Raw genomic sequence first — 18,051 nt, forward strand, 5'->3', positions numbered from 1 at the left:
GATCCTACCCCGGCATCGACGCGAGCAGGATCGAGGCCACGAGCAGGAGCCCGCTGAGCAGCGTCGTGACCACGACGTGGATCAGCGTCATCACGGCCACGGCCCGCCGGGGCTGCTCGTAGCTCCACCAGAACATCGTCCCGTCGACGAGGAGCGCGGCGAGGAGGATGAGCGCCCCGGAGAGCTCGAACGCGTTCCCGACGACGCTTATCACCGCGGGCAGCGGGCCGACGTAGAGGGCGCGCCGCGGGTCGACGTCGCCGAGGACGTTCCGAGCCGCGATGTGCGCGGTCAGCGAGAGGAACAGCGCCAACAGGACGGTCGTCCCGAGCACGGAGACCGGCGTCACCGTCTGTAAGAGCATGGTCGGTCTACGGGACGAGGGGTAAAAGTGGCCGCGGAATGCGACCGCGGCAAGTCCGCGTTCCGTCTCCGTTCCGCCGCGTCACTCCAGTAGTCCGAGCCCATTCAGCTCCTCGACGATCACGTCGACGGCGGCCGCGGCGTCCTCGGGGCTCGTGCCGCCGGTGACGACCACCTTGCCGCTCCCGAACAGCAGCGCGACGACCTCCGGCTCGTCGAGGCGATAGACGAGCCCGGGGAACTGCTCCGGCTCGTACTCGATGTGTTCCAGCCCGAGGCCGATCGCGATCGCGTTCAGGTTCAGGCTCTTGCCCAGGTCGGCCGAGGTGACGATGTTCTGGACCGTTATCTCCGGGTCCTCGATCGGGATCTGGAGCGCGCGGAGCTCGTCGAAGACGATGTCGAGGCTCTCGTGGACCGCCTCGATCGAGTTCGCGCCGGTGCAGACGATCTTCCCCGAGCGGAAGATGAGGGCGGCCGACTTCGGGTCCGTGGTGCGGTAGACGAGCCCGGGGAACTGCTCGGGGTCGTAGTCGGCGCCCTCGAGGTCCATCGCGACGCTTTGGAGATCGAGCTCCTGTCCGATCCCCGTGGAAGCGACGACGTTCTCTACGGTGATCGTCTCCTTCGGGTCGGCCGTCATTACCTCTATTCTCGCCCGAACGCCGTAAAAAGGTGGCTGGTCGGAACCGCCACGCTATTGGCGCCGCCGCGCGGAGCCGTCGGCGTGTACTGGCTCGAACTCGCCGGCGAGACCGACGCCTTCGCGGCCCGCGAGGCCGCGACCGCCGCCACCGGCGTCGACCTCCTCGCGCCGGGGATCGCGCGCACCGGCGGGATCGACCGCGCCCGCGTCCGCCGGCTCGCGTACACCCGCGCCGCCCACGAGGCGGTCGCGCGGACCGACGCCGATGTCGACGCCGCGGCCGCCGCGCTCCGGGCCGCGTCGCTCGACCGCGCCGGGAGCGTCGCGGTCCGCGCCCGCGACGTCCGGGCGACGTCCGCCGTCTCGACCGAGGCGGCCGAGCGCGCGCTCGGCGGCGTCCTCGTCGACCGCGGGTTCGACGTCGACCTCGACGACCCCGACCACGTCCTCCGCGCGCTGTTCGCGGCCGGCCCGCGCGCGGAACACGACGCGGTGGCCGGTGCCGATGGCAGCGACGCGGACGTCTGCGCGCTCGGCTGGGTCGCGGTCGAGGCCGCCCGCGACTTCGCACCGAACCCCACCGAGCGCCCCTTCTTCCAGCCGGGGAGCATGGCGCCGGCGGACGCCCGCGCCTACGCCAACCTCGCGGGTTCCGCCCCCGGTCGGACCCTCCTCGACCCGATGTGCGGCACCGGGGGACTTCCCCTCGAAGCGGGCCTCGTCGGCGCCGACGCCGTCGCCTGCGACGCGCAGGCGAAGATGGTCCGCGGCGCGCGTCGGAACTTCCGCGAGTACCTCGGTTCTCCCGGCACTGACGACTCGCCCGACTGGCACGTCGCGCGCGGCGACGCGACCGCGCTCCCCCTCCCGGACGACGCGGTCGACGGCGTCGCGTTCGACGCCCCGTACGGCCGGCAGTCGAAGATCGCGCGCCACGAGCTGGCAGACCTCGTCGGGGGCGCGCTCGACGAGGCGGCCCGGGTCGCGCCGCGCGCGGTACTCGTCGCGGACCGCGACTGGCGCGCCCCCGCCCGCGACGCCGGCTGGACCGTCGACGCGGCGTTCGAGCGCCGGGTTCACCGGTCGCTGACTCGACACGTGCTGGTGTTGCGTCGCGATGACGCGGCGGGGAGCGGAGGTGTTGCGACCGAGATGTCGCCAGAGCGAGAGTGAACGACCGATCGCCGGAATCGCTTCCTTTCGGGGCTCGTGCGACAAGTTTCAGTTTCGCTCCGGCACCGGGCAACGGTTAAGTGCGCGGCCTCTCGTGGTACTCGCATGACCGGGGACGCCGGGGACATGCTCTCGTGGGACGAGTCCGTGTTCCGCGACGAGTCGGTGTTCGAGATCGACCACGTCCCCGAGACGTTCCGCCACCGGGAGAGCCAACTGGAGAATCTGAAGTACGCGCTCCGCCCCGCGGTCCGCGGCTCTCGCCCCCTCAACACGATGGTCCGCGGCCCGCCGGGAACGGGGAAGACCACCGCGGTCCAGAAGCTGTTCGGCGAGCTCGGCGCCCGGACCGAGGTGCGGACGGTGCGCGTCAACTGCCAGGTCGACTCGACGCGCTACGCGGTGTTCTCACGGCTGTTCGAGGGGATCTTCGAGTACGAACCCCCGTCGTCCGGCATCTCCTTCAAGAAGCTGTTCGGCCAGATCACCGACCGCCTCGTCGAGGAGGACGAGGTCTTGGTCGTCGCCCTCGACGACGTGAACTACCTCTTCTACGAGAACGAGGCGTCAGACACGCTGTACTCCCTCCTGCGCGCCCACGAGGCCCACTCCGGCGCGAAGATCGGCGTGATCGTCGTCTCCTCGGACCTCGGCCTCGACGTGATCGACGACCTCGACACCCGGGTCCAGTCTGTCTTCCGCCCCGAGGAGGTGTACTTCCCCGTCTACGACGCGACCGAGATCTACGACATCCTCGCCGAGCGCGCCAAGCGCGGCTTCCACGAGGGGGTCATCGGCGACGCCGAGTTGGAGCGCGTCGCCGACCTCACCGCCGACAGCGGCGACCTCCGGGTCGGGATCGACCTCCTGCGCCGGGCCGGGCTCAACGCCGAGATGCGCGCCTCGAAGACGATATCGGAGGAGGACGTCGAGGAGGCGTACGACAAGTCGAAGCACGTCCACCTCTCTCGGTCGCTCCGCGGCCTCTCAGAGTCCGAGCGGGATCTCGTCCGCGTCCTCGCCGAGCACGACGGCGAGCGCGCCGGGGCGGTGTACGACGCCTTCAACGACGAGACCGACCTCGGCTACACCCGCTACTCGGAGATCATCAACAAGCTCGACCAGCTCGGCGTCATCGACGCGGAGTACGCCGACGTCGACGGCCGCGGCCGCTCGCGGGAGCTCACCTTGGCGTACGACGCCGAGGCGGTGCTGGACCGGCTGGAGTGACGGCGAGGTCGGCCGCGCACGCCCTCATACCCCTCCCTCATATCCTCGCGCCGCCCCTCCCCGACGCCTTTTCAACGCCCCCGCACGCAGTCGACGCCATGAAGACGAGCGGCGGGAGCGACGCGATGAAGCGACGCGCCGGCGAGTCGGCGGCCGCGGCGGTGAGCGACGGCGACGTGGTCGGACTGGGGACCGGGTCGACCGCGGCGCACGCGATCCGGCGGCTCGGCGACCGGGTGGACGCCGGCCTCGATATTCGGGGGGTTCCCACCTCCTTCGCGAGCCGCGAACTCGCGGTCGAGGCGGCGATTCCCTGCCTCGACCTTCCGGAGGCAGTCGGCCCGGACGGGCCCGGGATCGACGTCGCCATCGACGGCGCGGATCAGGTGGCGACGGGTGCCGGAACGGCCGACGCCGGGAGCGGAGAGTCCGATTCGACCGCCCCCGGCGGAGCACTTATAAAAGGCGGCGGCGCGGCCCACGCCCGCGAGAAGCTCGTCGACGCCGCGGCCGACCGCTTCCTCGTCGTCGCGGACCCCTCGAAGGAGTCGCCGCGGCTGGATCGGTCGATCCCGGTCGAGGTGCTCCCCGCGGGACGGACCGCGGTCGCCGCGGCGGTCCGGGAGACGGGCGGCGAGCCGACGCTGCGGCGCGCGGAGCGGAAGGACGGCCCCGTGGTGACCGACAACGGGAACCTCGTCCTCGACTGCCCGTTCGGTGAGGTCGCCGATCCGGCCGCGCTGTCGGCGACGCTGTCGTCGATCCCGGGGATCGTCGAACACGGCCTCTTCGTCGGGCTCGCGGACGAGATCCACGTCGGGACGGAGTCGGGCGTCCGGGTCGACGAGGTCTGAAACCGCCGAATCACGGCGCCACGACCGACAGCGCCGCCGCTCGGCGGACAGCGTCCAAATAAAATGGAACGGAAACGAGTTCCGTTTTAGAGGTCGCGCGGCTGGACCGTCTTCCGGTCGTTGGCCTCGGCGCGGCGCGCGGCGTCTTCGAGCAGCTCGTCCACTTCGTCGTCCAGCGCGTCGTAGAAGTCCGAAGCGACGTTCTTGTCGTCCAGGGCTTCCTTGACGGCCGCTTTGACAATGAGGTCTGCCATGCGATCGGGCCTACCCGGTGATGGTTAATAAGAGTTCCTGAATTCGCCCGCGAGGGGCGCCGTGAAGCCGGTTCGCGGGGGGCTGCGAACACAGTCACTTATAAATCTTGTGAGATTATCGTCTGCGCGCCGGCTCGAACGCGCTCCGAACCCCTCTCGACACCGCCTCGGGCCCGCCTCGACCGGGCGCCGTCCCCGTCGCGTGACGCTCACGGGTGCGCTCCGACCCCGGCCGGCTTCGCTCGCGGCGCGCTCCCGGACGGCGAAGCGACAGGTTCGACCGGCTCCCCGGCCGACGGTCCGCCATGCGAGAGACGCTTGCGGCGCTCGAAGCGGGCGAGATCGGCGTCGAGGAGGCGGAGTCGCGGCTCGCGGGCTACGCGACCACCGACGCGGGACGGTTCGACGCCGCCCGCGAGCGGCGACGCGGGATCCCCGAGGCGATCCTCGCGGAGGGGAAGACGCCCGCGGAGGTCGCCGCGCTGGCGACGACGGCGCTCGAAACGACGGGGCGGGCGCTGGTGACGCGCGCCGACGAGGCGACGGCGGCGGCGGTCGCGTCGGCGGTCGGCGACGGCGACCCGGACGCGACGGTCGACCGGGACGACCGCACGGGGTCCGTCGTCGCGCGCGCCGGCGACTTCGAGCCCCCGTCGCTCGACGCCGCGGTCGCGGTCGTGGCCGCCGGCACCGCGGACGCGCCGGTCGCCGGCGAGGCGGCGGTCGTCGCCCGCGAGATCGGGGCGGCGGTCGATCGGGTCGACGACGTCGGCGTCGCCAACCTCGACCGGATCCTCGATCAGGTCGATCGGATCCGCGAAGCCGATGTCGTCGTGGTCGCGGCGGGCCGCGAGGGCGCCCTGCCGACCGTCGTCGCCGGCCTCGTCGACGCGCCCGTGATCGCCCTTCCGGTCTCGACCGGCTACGGCGTCGGCGGCGAGGGGGTCGCGGCGCTTCAGGGCGCGCTCCAGTCGTGTTCCGTGCTCACGACCGTCAACGTCGACGCTGGCTTCGTCGCCGGCGCGCAGGCCGGCCTGATCGCCCGCGCGGTCGACGCGGTGCGGGCCGAGTGAGGCGACCGGGCCCTGCCGAACGCTCCGCTCGGCGGATCGGCTCGAAGAGACGAATACCGGCAGCCGACGGGGTCGAAAAAGGGTATTAGTTCGTCGAGTTCGTATGGTAGTTGCCGACGCACGTCGGCAACACATGCCACGCTGTGACCACTGCGGGTCGCACGTCTCGGACCGCTTTGCGCGCGTCTTCGCGGACGAGCGCGGCGACCTGAACGCGTGCCCGAAGTGCTCCGCGAACGCGGGCATCGCAGAGGTGTCTCGCGAGCGGACGCGAACCGGGGACTGACCGGCGAAACGCCGATCGGAGACCGAGCGCACGGAGAGCCGCAGCTCCGTCTCGTCTTCGGTTCGGGCACCTCCCCGATCCGCCCCGGGCACATCCGTACCCACTTTGCGCTCGCGCCCGGACGGCCGGTCGTGGCCGACCACCACGTGTACGTCATCGAGTGCGCCGACGGCACCCTCTACACCGGGTACACGACCGACGTCGAGCGCCGCGTCGCCGAACACGACGCCGGGGAGGGCGCGAAGTACACCCGCGGTCGGACCCCCGTCACCCTGCGGCACGTCGAGTCGTTCGACTCGAAGTCGGCGGCGATGTCGAGAGAGTACGCGATCAAGTCGCTGTCGCGCGCGGAGAAGGAGCGGCTGATCGGCGACGGGTAGGACCCTGTCCCGGAGTTATTCGACGAGCCGCTCGATCTCCGTGACGAGGATACCGGTCGCGCCGACCGAGCGCAGCTCCGAGATGGTCTCGAACACGTCGCGCTCATCGACGACGGCGTGGACCGCGACCATCCCGTTGCCGTCCTCGTCGGCCTCGACGTCCATCACGGTCGGGCCGCCGAGCCCGGGGATCACGTCCTTCACCTCGTCGAGCCGATCTTTCGGCGCGTTCATCATCAGGTAGCGGCGGCCGTCCGCCGCGAGGACGGACTCGAAGGCGGTCAGCACCTGCTCGACCTTCGCGTCGTCGACGACGTCCGGGCGGGCGAACAGCCGCACGGAGGAGTCGAGCACGTCGTCGATCACGGCTAAGCGGTTCACCTTCAGCGTCGTCCCGGTCGAGGTGATGTCGACGATGGCGTCGGCCATGTCGACGTGCGGCGTGAGTTCGGTCGCGCCCGTCACGGTGACCACGTCGGCGTCGACGCCCACCCGGTCGAGGTAGTCGCGGGTGACGTTCGGGAACTCGGTGGCGACCGTCTTCCCGGCGAGGTCCTCGACGGCCGCCACGTCGCCGTCCTCCGGTGCCGCGAGGACGAGCTTACAGGAGCCGTAGCCTAAGTCGAGCAGGTCGACGAGGTCGTCGCCGTCGGCGGACGCGGCGTCGTCCGCCACGCCGCCCGACTCGGCCGCCTGGTCGAGGCCGGTGACGCCGAGGTCGGCCGCGCCGTCGCGGACGTACTCGGGGATGTCGGCCGCCCGCGCGAACAGCACCGTCACGTCCTCGTCGACGGTGTCGGCGTACAGCTGGCGGTCGGCGGTCTCCTCGACGTGGAGCCCCGCGCGCTCCAACAGCGAGAGCGTCGGCTCGTGCAGGCGGCCCTTGTTGGGGACGGCGATGCGCATACGGAACGCGTCGCGGGGACAGGGGGAAACGTTTTCGTCCGGGGAGCGACCCGGGTGTCGACGCGAGACCGTTTATAAACAAACGCGGTGGCGCGTGCCTCCGAGCGCCCTGTGGGCGCGAGGAGCACGCGCGAGGGAGTCGCGAACGCCCGCAGGGCGTGAGCGACGAGGCTGGGGAGGTGTGAGGCGCAGTTGCTGTGCGGGGCGGGACTCAAAGGGGCAGTCGCGAGGCGGGCGCAGGCGACGCCAGCACCGCAGCGAAGGAGCGAGCAGCGCGAGCGACTGAGCGAGGCGCGCAGCGAGCGTGCGCCCGCCTCGCGACTGGGGCTTTGGAGGTGTTCGCCGACGATCCACTGTTGATCATTTATAAACAAGTGACCGGGGCTTTGGCGGTGTTCTCCCCAACGGTAACCTTGTACGTCCGAGCGACTGCTGTTTCAGTAGCCTCCGTCGCGCCACTGGGAGCAATCGGGTATTCACAGCCGGCCGAACCGCTGAGACTTCTGACGGTATAAACGACGTAGTCGCGCCGCTCAAGTGCCTCGCCGCCCAACGACGCGTATCGTGAGCGACGCCGACTCCCCCCTCTCGGAGGACCGCCCAACCGTCGACCGCCCGCTCCGCGTCGACGCCCCGTTCGAGCCCGCGGGCGACCAGCCCGAGGCGATAGAGCAACTCGTCGAGGGGTTCGAGTCGGGCGCGAAGAAGCAGACGCTGCTCGGCGTCACCGGGTCCGGGAAGACGAACACCGTCTCGTGGGTTGCCGAGGAGTTGGACCAGCCGACGCTCGTCTTGGCCCACAACAAGACGCTCGCGGCCCAGCTGTACGAGGAGTTCCGCGAGCTGTTCCCGGACAACGCCGTCGAGTACTTCGTCTCCTACTACGACTACTACCAGCCGGAGGCGTACGTCGAGCAGACGGACACGTTCATCGACAAGGAGATGTCGATCAACGAGGAGATCGACCGACTGCGCCACTCCGCGACGCGCTCGCTCCTGACCCGCGACGACGTGATCGTCGTCGCCTCGGTCTCGGCCATCTACGGGCTCGGCGACCCCCAGAACTACCGGGACATGGCGCTCCGCCTCGAAGTCGGCGAGGAGGTCGGTCGCGAGGAGCTTCTCACCCGCCTCGTCGACCTGAACTACGAGCGCAACGACGTGGACTTCACGCAGGGCACCTTCCGCGTCCGCGGCGACACCGTCGAGATCTACCCGATGTACGGGCGGTACGCCGTCAGGGTCGAACTCTGGGGCGAGGAGATCGACCGCATGATCAAAGTGGATCCGATGCACGGCGAGGTCGTGAGCGAGGAGCCCGCCGTCATGCTCCACCCTGCGGAGCACTACTCGATCCCGGACGACAAGCTCGAACAGGCGATCGCGGAGATCGAGGACCTGATGGAGAAACGCGTCAGCTACTTCGAGCGACAGGGCGACCTCGTGGCCGCCCAGCGGATCGAGGAGCGCACCACCTTCGACTTAGAGATGCTCCGCGAGGCCGGCTACTGCTCGGGGATCGAGAACTACTCGGTCCACATGGACGACCGCGAGTCCGGCGACGCCCCCTACACCCTGCTGGACTACTTCCCCGACGACTTCCTCACGGTCGTCGACGAGTCCCACCAGACGATCCCCCAGATCAAAGGGCAGTACGAGGGCGACAAGTCTCGGAAGGACTCGCTCGTCGAGAACGGGTTCCGGCTCCCCACGGCGTACGATAACCGCCCGCTCACCTTCGAGGAGTTCGAGGCGAAGACGGACCGCACCCTCTACGTCTCGGCGACGCCGGGCGACTACGAGCGCGAGACCTCCGACCGGATCGTCGAACAGATCGTCCGCCCGACCCACCTCGTCGACCCGAAGGTGGAGGTGACGGGCGCGACGGGGCAGGTCGACGACCTCTTAGAGCGCGTCGACGACCGGATCGAGCGCGACGAGCGCGTCCTCGTCACCACGCTCACCAAGCGGATGGCCGAGGACCTCACGGAGTACCTCGAGGAGGCGGGCGTCGACGTGGCGTACATGCACGACGAGACGGACACCCTCGAACGCCACGAGATCATCCGCGACCTCCGCCTCGGCAACATCGACGTGCTCGTCGGCATCAACCTGCTGCGCGAGGGGCTCGACATCCCGGAAGTGAGCCTCGTCGCCATCCTCGACGCCGACCAGGAGGGATTCTTACGCTCCACGACGACGCTCGTCCAGACGATGGGGCGGGCCGCGCGCAACGTCAACGGCGAGGTCGTCCTCTACGCCGACAAGGTGACCGACTCGATGGAGGAAGCCATCGAGGAGACCCAGCGCCGCCGCGAGATCCAGCTGGAGTACAACGAGGAACACGGCTACGAGGCGACCACCATCGACAAGCCCGTCAGCGAGACGAACCTCCCCGGGTCGAAGACGGACACCTCGAGCGTGAGCGTCGGCGACGTCGAGAGCGAAGACGAGGCGAAAGCGCAGATCGAGGCGCTCGAAGACCGGATGGACGAGGCCGCGAGCAACCTGGAGTTCGAGTTAGCGGCGGACATCCGCGACCGGATCGCGGAGCTGCGGCGCGCCTTCGAACTCGACGCGGGCGACGAGGGCGTCCCGGCGCCGGCGATGGACGAGTAACGGTCGCCGTCGGCGCCCGCCGCCTCCCGGCGCCGTCGTCCCCGCCGCGACCGTCGACGGCGCCCGCACCGCGACCGCCGCTCCGATTCTCACGCCGCGTCACCATGACGACGGGGTTTTTACCTCGCTGCGTCACACTCCCGGCCGTGTACCGTCGCGCGGTCGTCGCCGGAACGCTCGCCGTCGCCACCGGCGGGTGCGTCGACCGCCTCCACGACGTCGCCGCCTCGACCCCCCGCGACCTCGGCGTTCGGAGCCGGTACGTCGACGGCAACCCGATGGTCGACAGCCGCAGCGTCCTCGCCCGGCCCGAGGAGCTGCTGACGCACGCGGCCTCCTTCCGCTCCGCCGACGCGGCCCGCGGCGCGCTCAAGCCGGAGGCGACCGAGTCCCGCGAGTTCGTCGAGCGCACCGAGTTCGTCGACGACGGCGGCGACGCGATCCTCCTGATCGCCCAGCGGCTCACCGCCGACGAGGTGCGACTCCGCCTCGGCGGGATCAGCCGCACGGGCGACCACTCGCTCCGGATCGCCGTCGACCAGTCCGGCGTCCGCGGCGAGATCGAGACGGACGAGCCGGTCGTCAAGACGCTCCTGTTGCGGCTCACCGACGAGCGGGGCCCGCCGGAACGGGTGATCGTCACCGTCGGCGACGGGCGCGCCGGAATTACAGTGTGAGCGCGGTCGGTCCGAGGCCCCCCTCCCCCGACTCGGTCCCGCGATCGTTTTGTGATCGGAACGCGTCCGACCGTCCATGTCACTCCGTAGTCGACTCCTCGGATCGGCCCTCCTCGTCGTCGGCGTCGCGGCGCTCGGTTTCGCCGGAACGGTCGCGCCCGGGTTCGTCCCTTCGCCATCCGCGCCCGACGGAATCACGTTCGTCAGCCCTTCGCCCGTCTCACTCCTCGCCGCCCCCGCGCTCCTCGCGGCCGGCTCGGTCCTGCTCGTCGGCGGCGCGGCCGCCGCGGGCGGTACCGACCGCTCCGCCCGCGCCGCGCTGGTCGCGCCCGCGCTCGGCGCTGCCGCCGCGTTCGCGTTCGGCGTCGGTCTCGCACTCGCGCCCGCGTCGGTCCCCGAGACAGCGACAAATCCAGCGGCGCACGCGATCCTCATCGGACGGGGCAGCGGGATCGCCGCCGGCGCCGTCGTCGGCGCAGCTCTGGCCCCGGTGGTTCAGGCGACGATCACGGAGGACACCGCCGCGCTCCTCGCCGGCGCGGTCCTGTTATTGGTGGCGATCGCGTCGGGAGCGTCCCTTCCCCTCTCGCTGGTCGCCGGCGGCGTCGGCGGTGCGGTTGCGGTCGGGCTCCTCTGGGCGGTCGACCCCGAGCGCTGGCGGCCCTGAGCGCCGGCGGCCCTGAGTCCGGGTTCCGTCGGTCGCCCGCCTATCAGCTTCCCGGCCGCTCGCTTTCGGTCTCTAAGTCGGTGTTGCGGTCGGCCTCGCGGGTCGCCGCCTCCTGCTTGGCGAGGCCGACGTTGTCCGAGTTCCGGGTCTCGTCGGTCTCCCTCGCGCCCAGCTCCGGGTTCGCGCTTCTCGCCGAACCACTCGGCGGATCCCTCACAATCGGACTAACGCGGGGGCTTGCCGCCGCCAGTTGGGCGCTGTCGCGACCACCCGTACCCGGAGATCACCGCGCAGTCCCCGTCTCGGCACCGCCCGTTCGCGGATCGGGAGACCGACCTCGATCCCTCGTTATGAAAGTGAAATTGTTATACTACAATTCTGTTGGTAATACTTATGCCAGTGGAGTCTGTGTGGTCCGATACGGTTCACACGGCTACACACACGGTACGCTGTGAGACCGTCTCCCGAGCGACACGACTGCGGTCGGACTCACCGAACTGACGACAGACAGTGGCAGCGGCAATCCAACGCAATCGGTCACGTTCGAGACGGCCAAATGAGTGAAAGCGAAAACGCGAACACCAACGCGAACACCGACGCGAGTACAGACACAGAAACAGAGACGGACATCTTCTCGGAGCGAACACAACTGAAGCCCTACGAGTACAGCGAGTTTCTCGACTACGTCGAGGCGATCCGGAACAGCTACTGGGTACACACGGAGTTCAACTTCGACGGCGACGTCCAAGATTTCAAGGTCAACACGACTCCCGCCGAGCAGACCGTTATCAAGCGGACGATGCTGGCTATCGCGCAGATCGAGGTGCAGGTGAAGACGTTCTGGTCGGATATCTACGAGGAGATGCCCAAAGCCGAGGTCGGGAACGTGGGCATGACCTTCGCGGAAAGCGAGGTGCGGCACATGGACGCCTACAGTCACCTACTGGACGTCTTAGGGATCACGGACGACTTCGAGCAGGTGACCGAGGAGCCGGCGATCAAAGAGCGGATCGAGTATCTCGACGAGTACCTGGAGAAGAGCGAGAGCGACGACGAACGGGAGTACGTGATGAGCATCCTGCTGTTCAGCGCGTTCGTCGAGCACGTGTCGCTGTTCAGCCAGTTCCTCATCATGACGAGCTTCGACAAGCACGAAAAGAAGTTCAAAGGGATAGCGAACGCCGTCGAAGCGACCAGCAAGGAGGAGCAGATCCACGGGCTGTTCGGAGTCGAGCTGGTGGAGACGATCAGAGCGGAGAACCCGGACCTCTTCGACGACGACTTCGAGGCGGACGTCCAAGAGGCCTGTCGGCAGGCCTACGAGGCGGAGACCGAGATCCTGGATTGGATATTCGCCGACGACGAGCTGGATTTCCTTCCCAGGGCCCATGTCGACGCGTTTCTGCGAGACCGGTTCAATCAGAGCCTCGAAAACGTCGGCGTGGAACCGATATTCGAGACGGACGACGACCTGCTCGAGGAGACGCGCTGGTTCGACGAGGACATCATGATGACGAAGGATAACGACTTCTTCAGCAAGCGGTCGACCACGTACAACAAACACACGCAGAGCGTTACCGCGGAGGACATGTTCTAAGATGGCACAGACAGCACTCGACGGCGTCGCGGAACAGCACGACGAACCGTTTTACTGGCTGAACGAGGACAGTCGGGAGTTCCTCAGAGAGGGATACCTGCTCGAGGGGGTCGAAGCCGAAGAGCGAGTCAGACAGATAGCGGAGCGCGCCGAAGAGATCCTCGACGAGGAGGGGTTCGCGGACAGGTTCTACGAGTACATGAGCCGCGGCTTCTACAGTCTCGCCAGCCCGATATGGTCTAACTTCGGCTTAGACAGAGGCCTGCCTATCAGCTGCTTCGGCAGCCACATGGAGGATTCCATCGAGAGCATCCTCCACACACAAGCCGAGGTGGGCGAGATGACCAAGCAGGGCGGCGGCACGAGCGGGTACTTCGGTGAGCTGCGGCCGCGGGGCAGTCCGATAACGAACAACGGCAAGAGCAACGGGAGTTACAGCTTCACGGAGCTGTTCGACACGATCATCAACGTCATCAGCCAGGGCGAGACCCGGCGGGGGCAGTTCGCCGGCTACATCGACGTCGAACACGACGACTTAGAGGAGTGGCTCAACATCAAAACCGAGGGGGACCCGGTACAGGACATCTACTACGGCGTCATCGTCGGTGACGACTGGTTTCAGGCGATGGTCGACGGCGACGAGGAGAAGCGAGAGACCTGGGCGGACATCATCGAGACCCGGATCAACATCGGCGTTCCGTACATCATCTTCCGGGGGAACATGAACGAGGGGAAGCCGCAGGTGTACAAGGACAAGGAGTACCAAATAAACGCGTCCAACCTGTGTACCGAGATCGCGCTGCCGGCCACCGCCGACGAGAGCTTCGTCTGCTGTCTCTCGAGCATGAACGCGCTCCACTACGACGAGTGGAAGGACACCGACGCGGTGGAGACGCTGACCCGGTTCCTCGACGCGGTGATGGAGGAGTTCATCCAGCGCACGGAGGGCGTCCGGTTCATGGAACGGGCCGTGCGGTTCGCGAAGCGACACAGAGCGATCGGGATCGGCGTCCTCGGATGGCACAGCTACCTCCAGCGCAACATGATCCCCTTCGACAGCATGGAGGCGATGGAGAAGAACGAGGAGATATTCCGGACCATCAAAGAGCGGAGCTACGAGGCGAGCGAAGCGCTCGCCGACGAGTTCGGGGAGCCGGAGGTTCTCGAGGGGTACGGCAGGCGGAACACGACGACGATGAGCGTGGCGCCGACGAAATCGAGCAGCGTCATTCTGGGGCAGGTCAGTCCGAGCATCGAGCCGCTGAAATCGAACTACTTCGTGCGAGACGGTGCGAAGCTGAAGTCGACGCAGAAGAACAGATTCCTTCAGTCGCTACTGGCGGAGCGGGGCAAAGACACGCGCGACGTCTGGGACAGCATCGCGAATAAGGACGGGAGCGTTCAGCATCTCGACTGTCTGACGGACGAGGAGAAAGAGGTGTTCAAGACCTTCGCCGAGATTCCGCAGATGGCGATCATCAACCAGGCGGCACAGCGACAGAAACACATCGACCAGGCACAGAGCGTGAACGTCTCGATCGACCCGAGCGAAGTGAGCGTGAAGGAGATCAATCAGCTCTACATCGAAGCCTGGAAGAAAGGGGTCAAGAGCCTCTACTACCAGCACAGCGTGAACGCCGCACAGAAATTCAGTCGGGATATTCTCGAGTGTCGGGCCTGTGAGAGCTGACCGCTAACCCGTAGTCGGGCTCACGTCCCCGGCCGCTCGCTTTCGCTCTCTAACTCGATGTCGCGGTCGGCCTCGCGGGTCGCCGCCTCCTGCTTGCCGAGGTCGACATCGCGGGCCGTGTCCGCGTCCCGCGTCTCGTCGGTCCGGAGGTCGCTGTCGGCCACGGTGTCGAGCTGTTCGAGGGCGCTCTCGATGTCCTCCAAGCCGAGCAGCTTCTCCGTCTCCTCGTCGAACTCCTTGCCCTCCAGTCCCTCCATCTGCTGGACGTCGGAGCCGGAGAGGGCCTTGCCGTAGCGCCCCACCAGACTCGTGAGCTCCTGCGGGAGGACGAAGGTGGTCGACTCGCCTTTCCCGATCTCTTCGAGGGTCTCCATGCCGCGCTCGATGATTGCGCGCTCGCCCATCGATTCGGCGGAGCGAGCGCGCAGGACGGTCGAAATCGCGTCCCCCTGCGCTTCGAGAATCTGGCTCTGTTTCTCCCCCTGTGCGCGAATGATGTTGGACTGCTTGTCCCCCTCGGCCTGCTCGACCGCGGAGCGGCGTTCCCCCTGCGCTTCGAGGATCATCGCGCGTGAGCGATCGCAGGCTGGGGAGGCTCCGCGCGCCGGTCTGTTGCTCCATCGCGCGCTGGACCTCCTGGGAGGGGCTCACCTCGCGGACCTCGACGGCCTCGACGCGGATCCCCCACTCGTCGGTGGGCTCGTCGAGCTCCTCGTTGATCCGGTCGTTGATCAGCTCCCGCTGTGAGAGCGTGTCGTCGAGCTCCATGTCGCCGATGACGGCGCGGAGGGTCGTCTGCGCGAGGTTCGAGACGGCGTTCTTGTAGTCGTCGACCTCCAGAAAGGCCTTCTTCGCGTCCATCACCTTGATGTAGACGACCGCGTCGGCGGTCACCGGGGAGTTGTCCCGGGTGATCGCCGACTGGCTCGGGACGTCGATCGTCTGGGTCCGCATGTCGAACGCGTACGTCCGCGAGACGAACGGCGGAATGATATGGACGCCCGGCTGGAGCAGCTTCCGGTACTCGCCGAAGACGGTGAGCGCCTCCTTGTCGTAGGCGTCGACGATCTCGACGGCGCTGACGACCGTGACGGCCGCGAGCAACACCGCGAGCGCCGCGACGCCGAAGACGAGGCTCTGCCCGAGGAGGGCGACCCCGACGAGGAGGGCGACGCCGAGCGCGAGGTACTGCCAGACCCCGTCCGGGATCTCCGACAGCACGTCCTCCAGCTCGGCGGACTCGCCGCGCGGACCTTGTGTTCCCATACGCGAAGTTACGGCCGAACGCTGTTAACGGTTGGCACGAGTTCGGTACCGCTGGGCGCGTCGCGGGCTCGGCCCGCCGCCTCGGGGGCGATATCAGAGATAGCGGAAACGCCCGCGTATGCCGGTCGGGTTTAACTACGCGGCGGCGGAACACCGACCCATGCCATCCGACGAGGACGACGACCGGAAATTCAGCACGCGAAGCGTCCACGCCGGCTCGGAGCCGGACCCGGCGACCGGCGCCCGCGCGACGCCCATCTACCAGACGACCGCCTACCAGTTCGACGACGCCGACCACGCCGCGGACCTGTTCGCGCTCGAAGAGGCCGGCAACGTCTACTCGCGGCTGATGAACCCGACCAACGCCGCCCTCGAGGAGCGGATCGCCTCGCTGGAGGGGGGCGTCGGCGCGGTCGCGACCGCCTCGGGCATGGCCGCGCTCGACGTGACGACGTTCCTGCTCGCCTCGGCGGGCGACAACATCGTCACGTCGTCGGCGCTGTACGGCGGCACCTACACCTACCTCACCCACTCCGTCGAGCGCCGCGGGGTCTCGACTCGCTTTGTCGACCCCCTCGACTACGAGGGGTACGCCGAGGCGATCGACGAGGACACCGCCTACGTCCACCTCGAGACGATCGGCAACCCCGCCTTGGTCACGCCCGACATCCAGCGGATCGCCGACATCGCGCACGACCACGGCGTCCCGCTGTTCGTCGACAACACGTTCGCGACCCCGTACCTCTGCCGGCCGCTCGAACACGGCGCCGACCTCGTCTGGGAGTCGACGACCAAGTGGCTCACGGGCAACGGCACCACGGTCGGCGGCGTCGTCGTCGACGGCGGCTCGTTCCCGTGGGCCGAGCACGCCGAGAAGTACCCGGAGATCGCGCAGGACAACCCCGCCTACCACGGGATCAACTTCGCCGAGCGGTTCGGCGACGCCGCCTTCACCTTCGCGGCGGTCACCCGCGGCCTGCGCGACCTCGGCGACCAGCAGTCGCCGTTCGACGCGTGGAACACGCTCCAGCAGACGGAGTCGCTCCCGCTGCGGATGGACCGCCACTGCGAGAACGCGGGGATCGTCGCGGAGTACCTCGAGGACCACGACGATATCGCGTGGGTGAACTACCCCGGCTTGGAGAGCCACGAGACCCACGAGGAGGCCAGCGAGTACCTGGACGGAGGCTACGGCGGAATGCTCACCTTCGGGCTGGAGGCCGGCTACGAGGCGGCGCGGGCGACCGTCGAGGAGGCGGACCTCGCCTCGCTGGTCGCGAACGTCGGCGACTCGAAGACGCTCGTCATCCACCCGGCGTCGACGACCCACCAGCAGCTGACCGAGGAAGAACAGGAGGCCGCGGGCGTCACCGACGACATGGTGCGGCTGTCGGTCGGCATCGAGGACCCCGCGGACATCGTCGCCGACTTAGAGGCGGCCATCGAGGCGGCAACGCAGTAACCGCGGTCACTCTGGGGACCGACATTCGATGAGTTTCCCGTTTTCCGGGGCTGAATCCGTAGACTCTGTTCGCCGAACTGCGTATTCTGTGACATAATACAGAATTTCTTCCTCCCAAAGACCGCCATCAGAGGTCGCTATCCTGAATTCGAGGAGTACGGGTGTCCCCTCGACATCGAAATATGCGTATTCCGGCCCGCCTGAAGAGGATTCGATGGTCGAGGCATCCGGCGAGAGAGCCGCGATCAACTCAGAATATTGTTCTATCTTCGAGTCATCGACAGAATCCGCCTCAACTCTATTGACTGCGGCTGACTCAAGCAATCCGCGGAGAAGTTGATCATCAACCTCCTCAATTGGGACGTAGGTCGGATCGCCGGGTAGGTCACTGCTCTCCAACCGGTCGGTAATCTTCGGAATGCCGTCCGAGTCGACTTCGTATGCGTTCAGGCTCCCCGATGCCTCATAAACGTCAGCACTCACAACCAGCGTTACTCGATACCCGTCAGCAACTCGCTCTGGTTCTCGTTCCACTCTGGCAGAATAACTGGAAGAGGACCATGGAGGCTGTAGATCGCTATTATGGGATCGATACGCCACTTCGTACGTTTTAGCAAAATCGGCGACGGCATCTGCGTTCAGATTTTGTGGCCACTGGACATCCAGATTCTGCGACGTGGGGCACTGATCCGGGAGCTCGTCTTCGCTTGGTGGTTGCGAGTTGCCAGACGCAGTACAGCCGGCAAGGCCGACACTAGCGAGACTCACCAATACGGCACGTCGAGTATGAGATGTCATTAACAGAAAAATCCTTGCCGGCTGATAAGTCTCTTGTGTGAATCCGCTCAAGTGTTCTCAACACCGGAGACCGTACGACCCGTACGAGGTGTCCACGTATACTGAGCGAC

At 67.6% G+C, this 18,051-nt stretch carries 19 protein-coding genes and 1 pseudogene; 13 read left to right on the forward strand and 7 right to left on the reverse strand.

Annotation, left to right across the window (positions count from 1 at the left end; genetic code table 11):
- Positions 1–4 precede the first annotated feature (4 nt).
- Positions 5–364: a hypothetical protein gene (locus B378_RS0109805; protein ID WP_017343621.1), complete on the reverse strand. Its 360-nt coding sequence runs from the start codon at positions 362–364 to the stop codon at positions 5–7.
- Positions 365–445: 81 nt separating this feature from the next.
- The gene (locus B378_RS0109810) at positions 446–1,006 is read right to left on the reverse strand and encodes a TATA-box-binding protein (RefSeq protein WP_017343622.1); all 561 of its coding nucleotides are present in this window, start codon (positions 1,004–1,006) and stop codon (positions 446–448) included.
- A gap of 84 nt (positions 1,007–1,090) precedes the next feature.
- On the opposite strand from B378_RS0109810, the gene B378_RS0109815 reads away from it, so the two are divergent.
- From B378_RS0109815 to rpiA, 3 genes are all read left to right on the forward strand, one after another.
- Complete coding sequence (locus tag B378_RS0109815; RefSeq protein WP_017343623.1) at positions 1,091–2,182, forward strand: methyltransferase domain-containing protein; 1,092 nt, start codon at positions 1,091–1,093, stop codon at positions 2,180–2,182.
- 105 nt (positions 2,183–2,287) lie between these two features.
- Positions 2,288–3,412, forward strand: a complete 1,125-nt coding sequence (locus tag B378_RS0109820; protein WP_017343624.1) for an ORC1-type DNA replication protein — start codon at positions 2,288–2,290, stop codon at positions 3,410–3,412.
- A gap of 98 nt (positions 3,413–3,510) precedes the next feature.
- On the forward strand, positions 3,511–4,266 hold the full coding sequence (gene rpiA / locus B378_RS0109825; protein ID WP_017343625.1) for a ribose-5-phosphate isomerase RpiA: 756 nt from the start codon (positions 3,511–3,513) through the stop codon (positions 4,264–4,266).
- An 86-nt stretch (positions 4,267–4,352) separates the two neighbouring features.
- On the opposite strand, the gene B378_RS0109830 is transcribed toward rpiA, so the two are convergent.
- Complete coding sequence (locus B378_RS0109830; RefSeq protein WP_004047560.1) at positions 4,353–4,520, reverse strand: DUF1931 family protein; 168 nt, start codon at positions 4,518–4,520, stop codon at positions 4,353–4,355.
- Positions 4,521–4,825: 305 nt separating this feature from the next.
- Between B378_RS0109830 and larB the strand changes: the two genes are divergently transcribed.
- The 3 genes from larB to B378_RS0109845 all read left to right on the forward strand — a co-directional run bounded on the left by larB (position 4,826) and on the right by B378_RS0109845 (position 6,259).
- Positions 4,826–5,593: a nickel pincer cofactor biosynthesis protein LarB gene (larB, locus tag B378_RS0109835; RefSeq protein WP_017343626.1), complete on the forward strand. Its 768-nt coding sequence runs from the start codon at positions 4,826–4,828 to the stop codon at positions 5,591–5,593.
- Between the two features lie 133 nt (positions 5,594–5,726).
- Positions 5,727–5,879 carry a hypothetical protein gene (locus tag B378_RS17085; protein WP_008440770.1) on the forward strand — a complete coding sequence of 51 codons (153 nt, stop codon included), beginning with the start codon at positions 5,727–5,729 and terminating at the stop codon, positions 5,877–5,879.
- 131 nt (positions 5,880–6,010) lie between these two features.
- Positions 6,011–6,259 carry a GIY-YIG nuclease family protein gene (locus B378_RS0109845; RefSeq protein ID WP_017343627.1) on the forward strand — a complete coding sequence of 83 codons (249 nt, stop codon included), beginning with the start codon at positions 6,011–6,013 and terminating at the stop codon, positions 6,257–6,259.
- A 15-nt stretch (positions 6,260–6,274) separates the two neighbouring features.
- On the opposite strand, the gene hisG is transcribed toward B378_RS0109845, so the two are convergent.
- Positions 6,275–7,165 (reverse strand): ATP phosphoribosyltransferase, encoded by an 891-nt coding sequence (hisG, locus tag B378_RS0109850; protein ID WP_017343628.1) that lies wholly within the window; start codon positions 7,163–7,165, stop codon positions 6,275–6,277.
- 564 nt (positions 7,166–7,729) lie between these two features.
- Here hisG and uvrB point away from each other — a divergent pair.
- The 3 genes from uvrB to B378_RS0109865 all read left to right on the forward strand — a co-directional run bounded on the left by uvrB (position 7,730) and on the right by B378_RS0109865 (position 11,128).
- On the forward strand, positions 7,730–9,784 hold the full coding sequence (uvrB, locus tag B378_RS0109855; RefSeq protein WP_017343629.1) for an excinuclease ABC subunit UvrB: 2,055 nt from the start codon (positions 7,730–7,732) through the stop codon (positions 9,782–9,784).
- Positions 9,785–9,930: 146 nt separating this feature from the next.
- Positions 9,931–10,461 (forward strand): hypothetical protein, encoded by a 531-nt coding sequence (locus B378_RS0109860; protein ID WP_017343630.1) that lies wholly within the window; start codon positions 9,931–9,933, stop codon positions 10,459–10,461.
- Positions 10,462–10,537: 76 nt separating this feature from the next.
- A complete protein-coding gene (locus B378_RS0109865; protein ID WP_017343631.1) occupies positions 10,538–11,128 on the forward strand; it encodes a hypothetical protein in 591 nt (196 codons plus the stop codon).
- Positions 11,129–11,171: 43 nt separating this feature from the next.
- On the opposite strand, the gene B378_RS16760 is transcribed toward B378_RS0109865, so the two are convergent.
- On the reverse strand, positions 11,172–11,345 hold the full coding sequence (locus B378_RS16760) for a hypothetical protein (RefSeq protein ID WP_017343632.1): 174 nt from the start codon (positions 11,343–11,345) through the stop codon (positions 11,172–11,174).
- Positions 11,346–11,684: 339 nt separating this feature from the next.
- Between B378_RS16760 and B378_RS0109875 the strand changes: the two genes are divergently transcribed.
- On the forward strand, positions 11,685–12,725 hold the full coding sequence (locus B378_RS0109875) for a ribonucleotide-diphosphate reductase subunit beta (protein WP_017343633.1): 1,041 nt from the start codon (positions 11,685–11,687) through the stop codon (positions 12,723–12,725).
- 1 nt (position 12,726) lies between these two features.
- Positions 12,727–14,415, forward strand: coding sequence for a ribonucleoside-diphosphate reductase subunit alpha (locus tag B378_RS0109880; protein WP_017343634.1), 1,689 nt, complete (start codon positions 12,727–12,729; stop codon positions 14,413–14,415).
- 20 nt (positions 14,416–14,435) lie between these two features.
- On the opposite strand, the pseudogene B378_RS15870 reads toward B378_RS0109880, so the two are convergent.
- Positions 14,436–15,522, reverse strand: a pseudogene (locus B378_RS15870) (SPFH domain-containing protein).
- Between B378_RS15870 and B378_RS17315 the strand changes: the two are divergent.
- Complete coding sequence (locus tag B378_RS17315) at positions 15,409–15,816, forward strand: hypothetical protein (RefSeq protein WP_017343637.1); 408 nt, start codon at positions 15,409–15,411, stop codon at positions 15,814–15,816. The pseudogene B378_RS15870 and the gene B378_RS17315 overlap by 114 nt on opposite strands.
- A gap of 25 nt (positions 15,817–15,841) precedes the next feature.
- Positions 15,842–17,143, forward strand: coding sequence for an O-acetylhomoserine aminocarboxypropyltransferase/cysteine synthase family protein (locus B378_RS0109890; protein WP_017343638.1), 1,302 nt, complete (start codon positions 15,842–15,844; stop codon positions 17,141–17,143).
- Positions 17,144–17,149: 6 nt separating this feature from the next.
- Here the strand turns inward: B378_RS0109890 and B378_RS16765 are convergent, their stop codons facing one another.
- Entirely contained in the window at positions 17,150–17,626 is a 477-nt protein-coding gene (locus tag B378_RS16765) for a hypothetical protein (RefSeq protein WP_155118204.1), read from the reverse strand.
- Positions 17,627–18,051: the final 425 nt, after the last annotated feature.

The sequence above is a fragment of the Halorubrum sp. T3 genome (assembly GCF_000296615.1).
In the GTDB taxonomy this organism is placed as follows: Archaea; Halobacteriota; Halobacteria; order Halobacteriales; family Haloferacaceae; genus Halorubrum; species Halorubrum ruber.

What these genes read in the sequence shown, in the direction of transcription:
- B378_RS0109805 (WP_017343621.1), bottom strand. Translation starts at nt 364, where the DNA reads ATGCTCTTACAGACGGTGACGCCGGTCTCCGTGCTCGGGACGACCGTC.
- B378_RS0109810 (WP_017343622.1), bottom strand. Translation starts at nt 1,006, where the DNA reads ATGACGGCCGACCCGAAGGAGACGATCACCGTAGAGAACGTCGTCGCT.
- B378_RS0109820 (WP_017343624.1), top strand. Translation starts at nt 2,288, where the DNA reads ATGACCGGGGACGCCGGGGACATGCTCTCGTGGGACGAGTCCGTGTTC.
- rpiA (WP_017343625.1), top strand. Translation starts at nt 3,511, where the DNA reads ATGAAGACGAGCGGCGGGAGCGACGCGATGAAGCGACGCGCCGGCGAG.
- B378_RS0109830 (WP_004047560.1), bottom strand. Translation starts at nt 4,520, where the DNA reads ATGGCAGACCTCATTGTCAAAGCGGCCGTCAAGGAAGCCCTGGACGAC.
- larB (WP_017343626.1), top strand. Translation starts at nt 4,826, where the DNA reads ATGCGAGAGACGCTTGCGGCGCTCGAAGCGGGCGAGATCGGCGTCGAG.
- B378_RS17085 (WP_008440770.1), top strand. Translation starts at nt 5,727, where the DNA reads ATGCCACGCTGTGACCACTGCGGGTCGCACGTCTCGGACCGCTTTGCG.
- hisG (WP_017343628.1), bottom strand. Translation starts at nt 7,165, where the DNA reads ATGCGCATCGCCGTCCCCAACAAGGGCCGCCTGCACGAGCCGACGCTC.
- B378_RS0109865 (WP_017343631.1), top strand. Translation starts at nt 10,538, where the DNA reads ATGTCACTCCGTAGTCGACTCCTCGGATCGGCCCTCCTCGTCGTCGGC.
- B378_RS0109875 (WP_017343633.1), top strand. Translation starts at nt 11,685, where the DNA reads ATGAGTGAAAGCGAAAACGCGAACACCAACGCGAACACCGACGCGAGT.
- B378_RS0109880 (WP_017343634.1), top strand. Translation starts at nt 12,727, where the DNA reads ATGGCACAGACAGCACTCGACGGCGTCGCGGAACAGCACGACGAACCG.
- B378_RS17315 (WP_017343637.1), top strand. Translation starts at nt 15,409, where the DNA reads ATGGACGCCCGGCTGGAGCAGCTTCCGGTACTCGCCGAAGACGGTGAG.
- B378_RS0109890 (WP_017343638.1), top strand. Translation starts at nt 15,842, where the DNA reads ATGCCATCCGACGAGGACGACGACCGGAAATTCAGCACGCGAAGCGTC.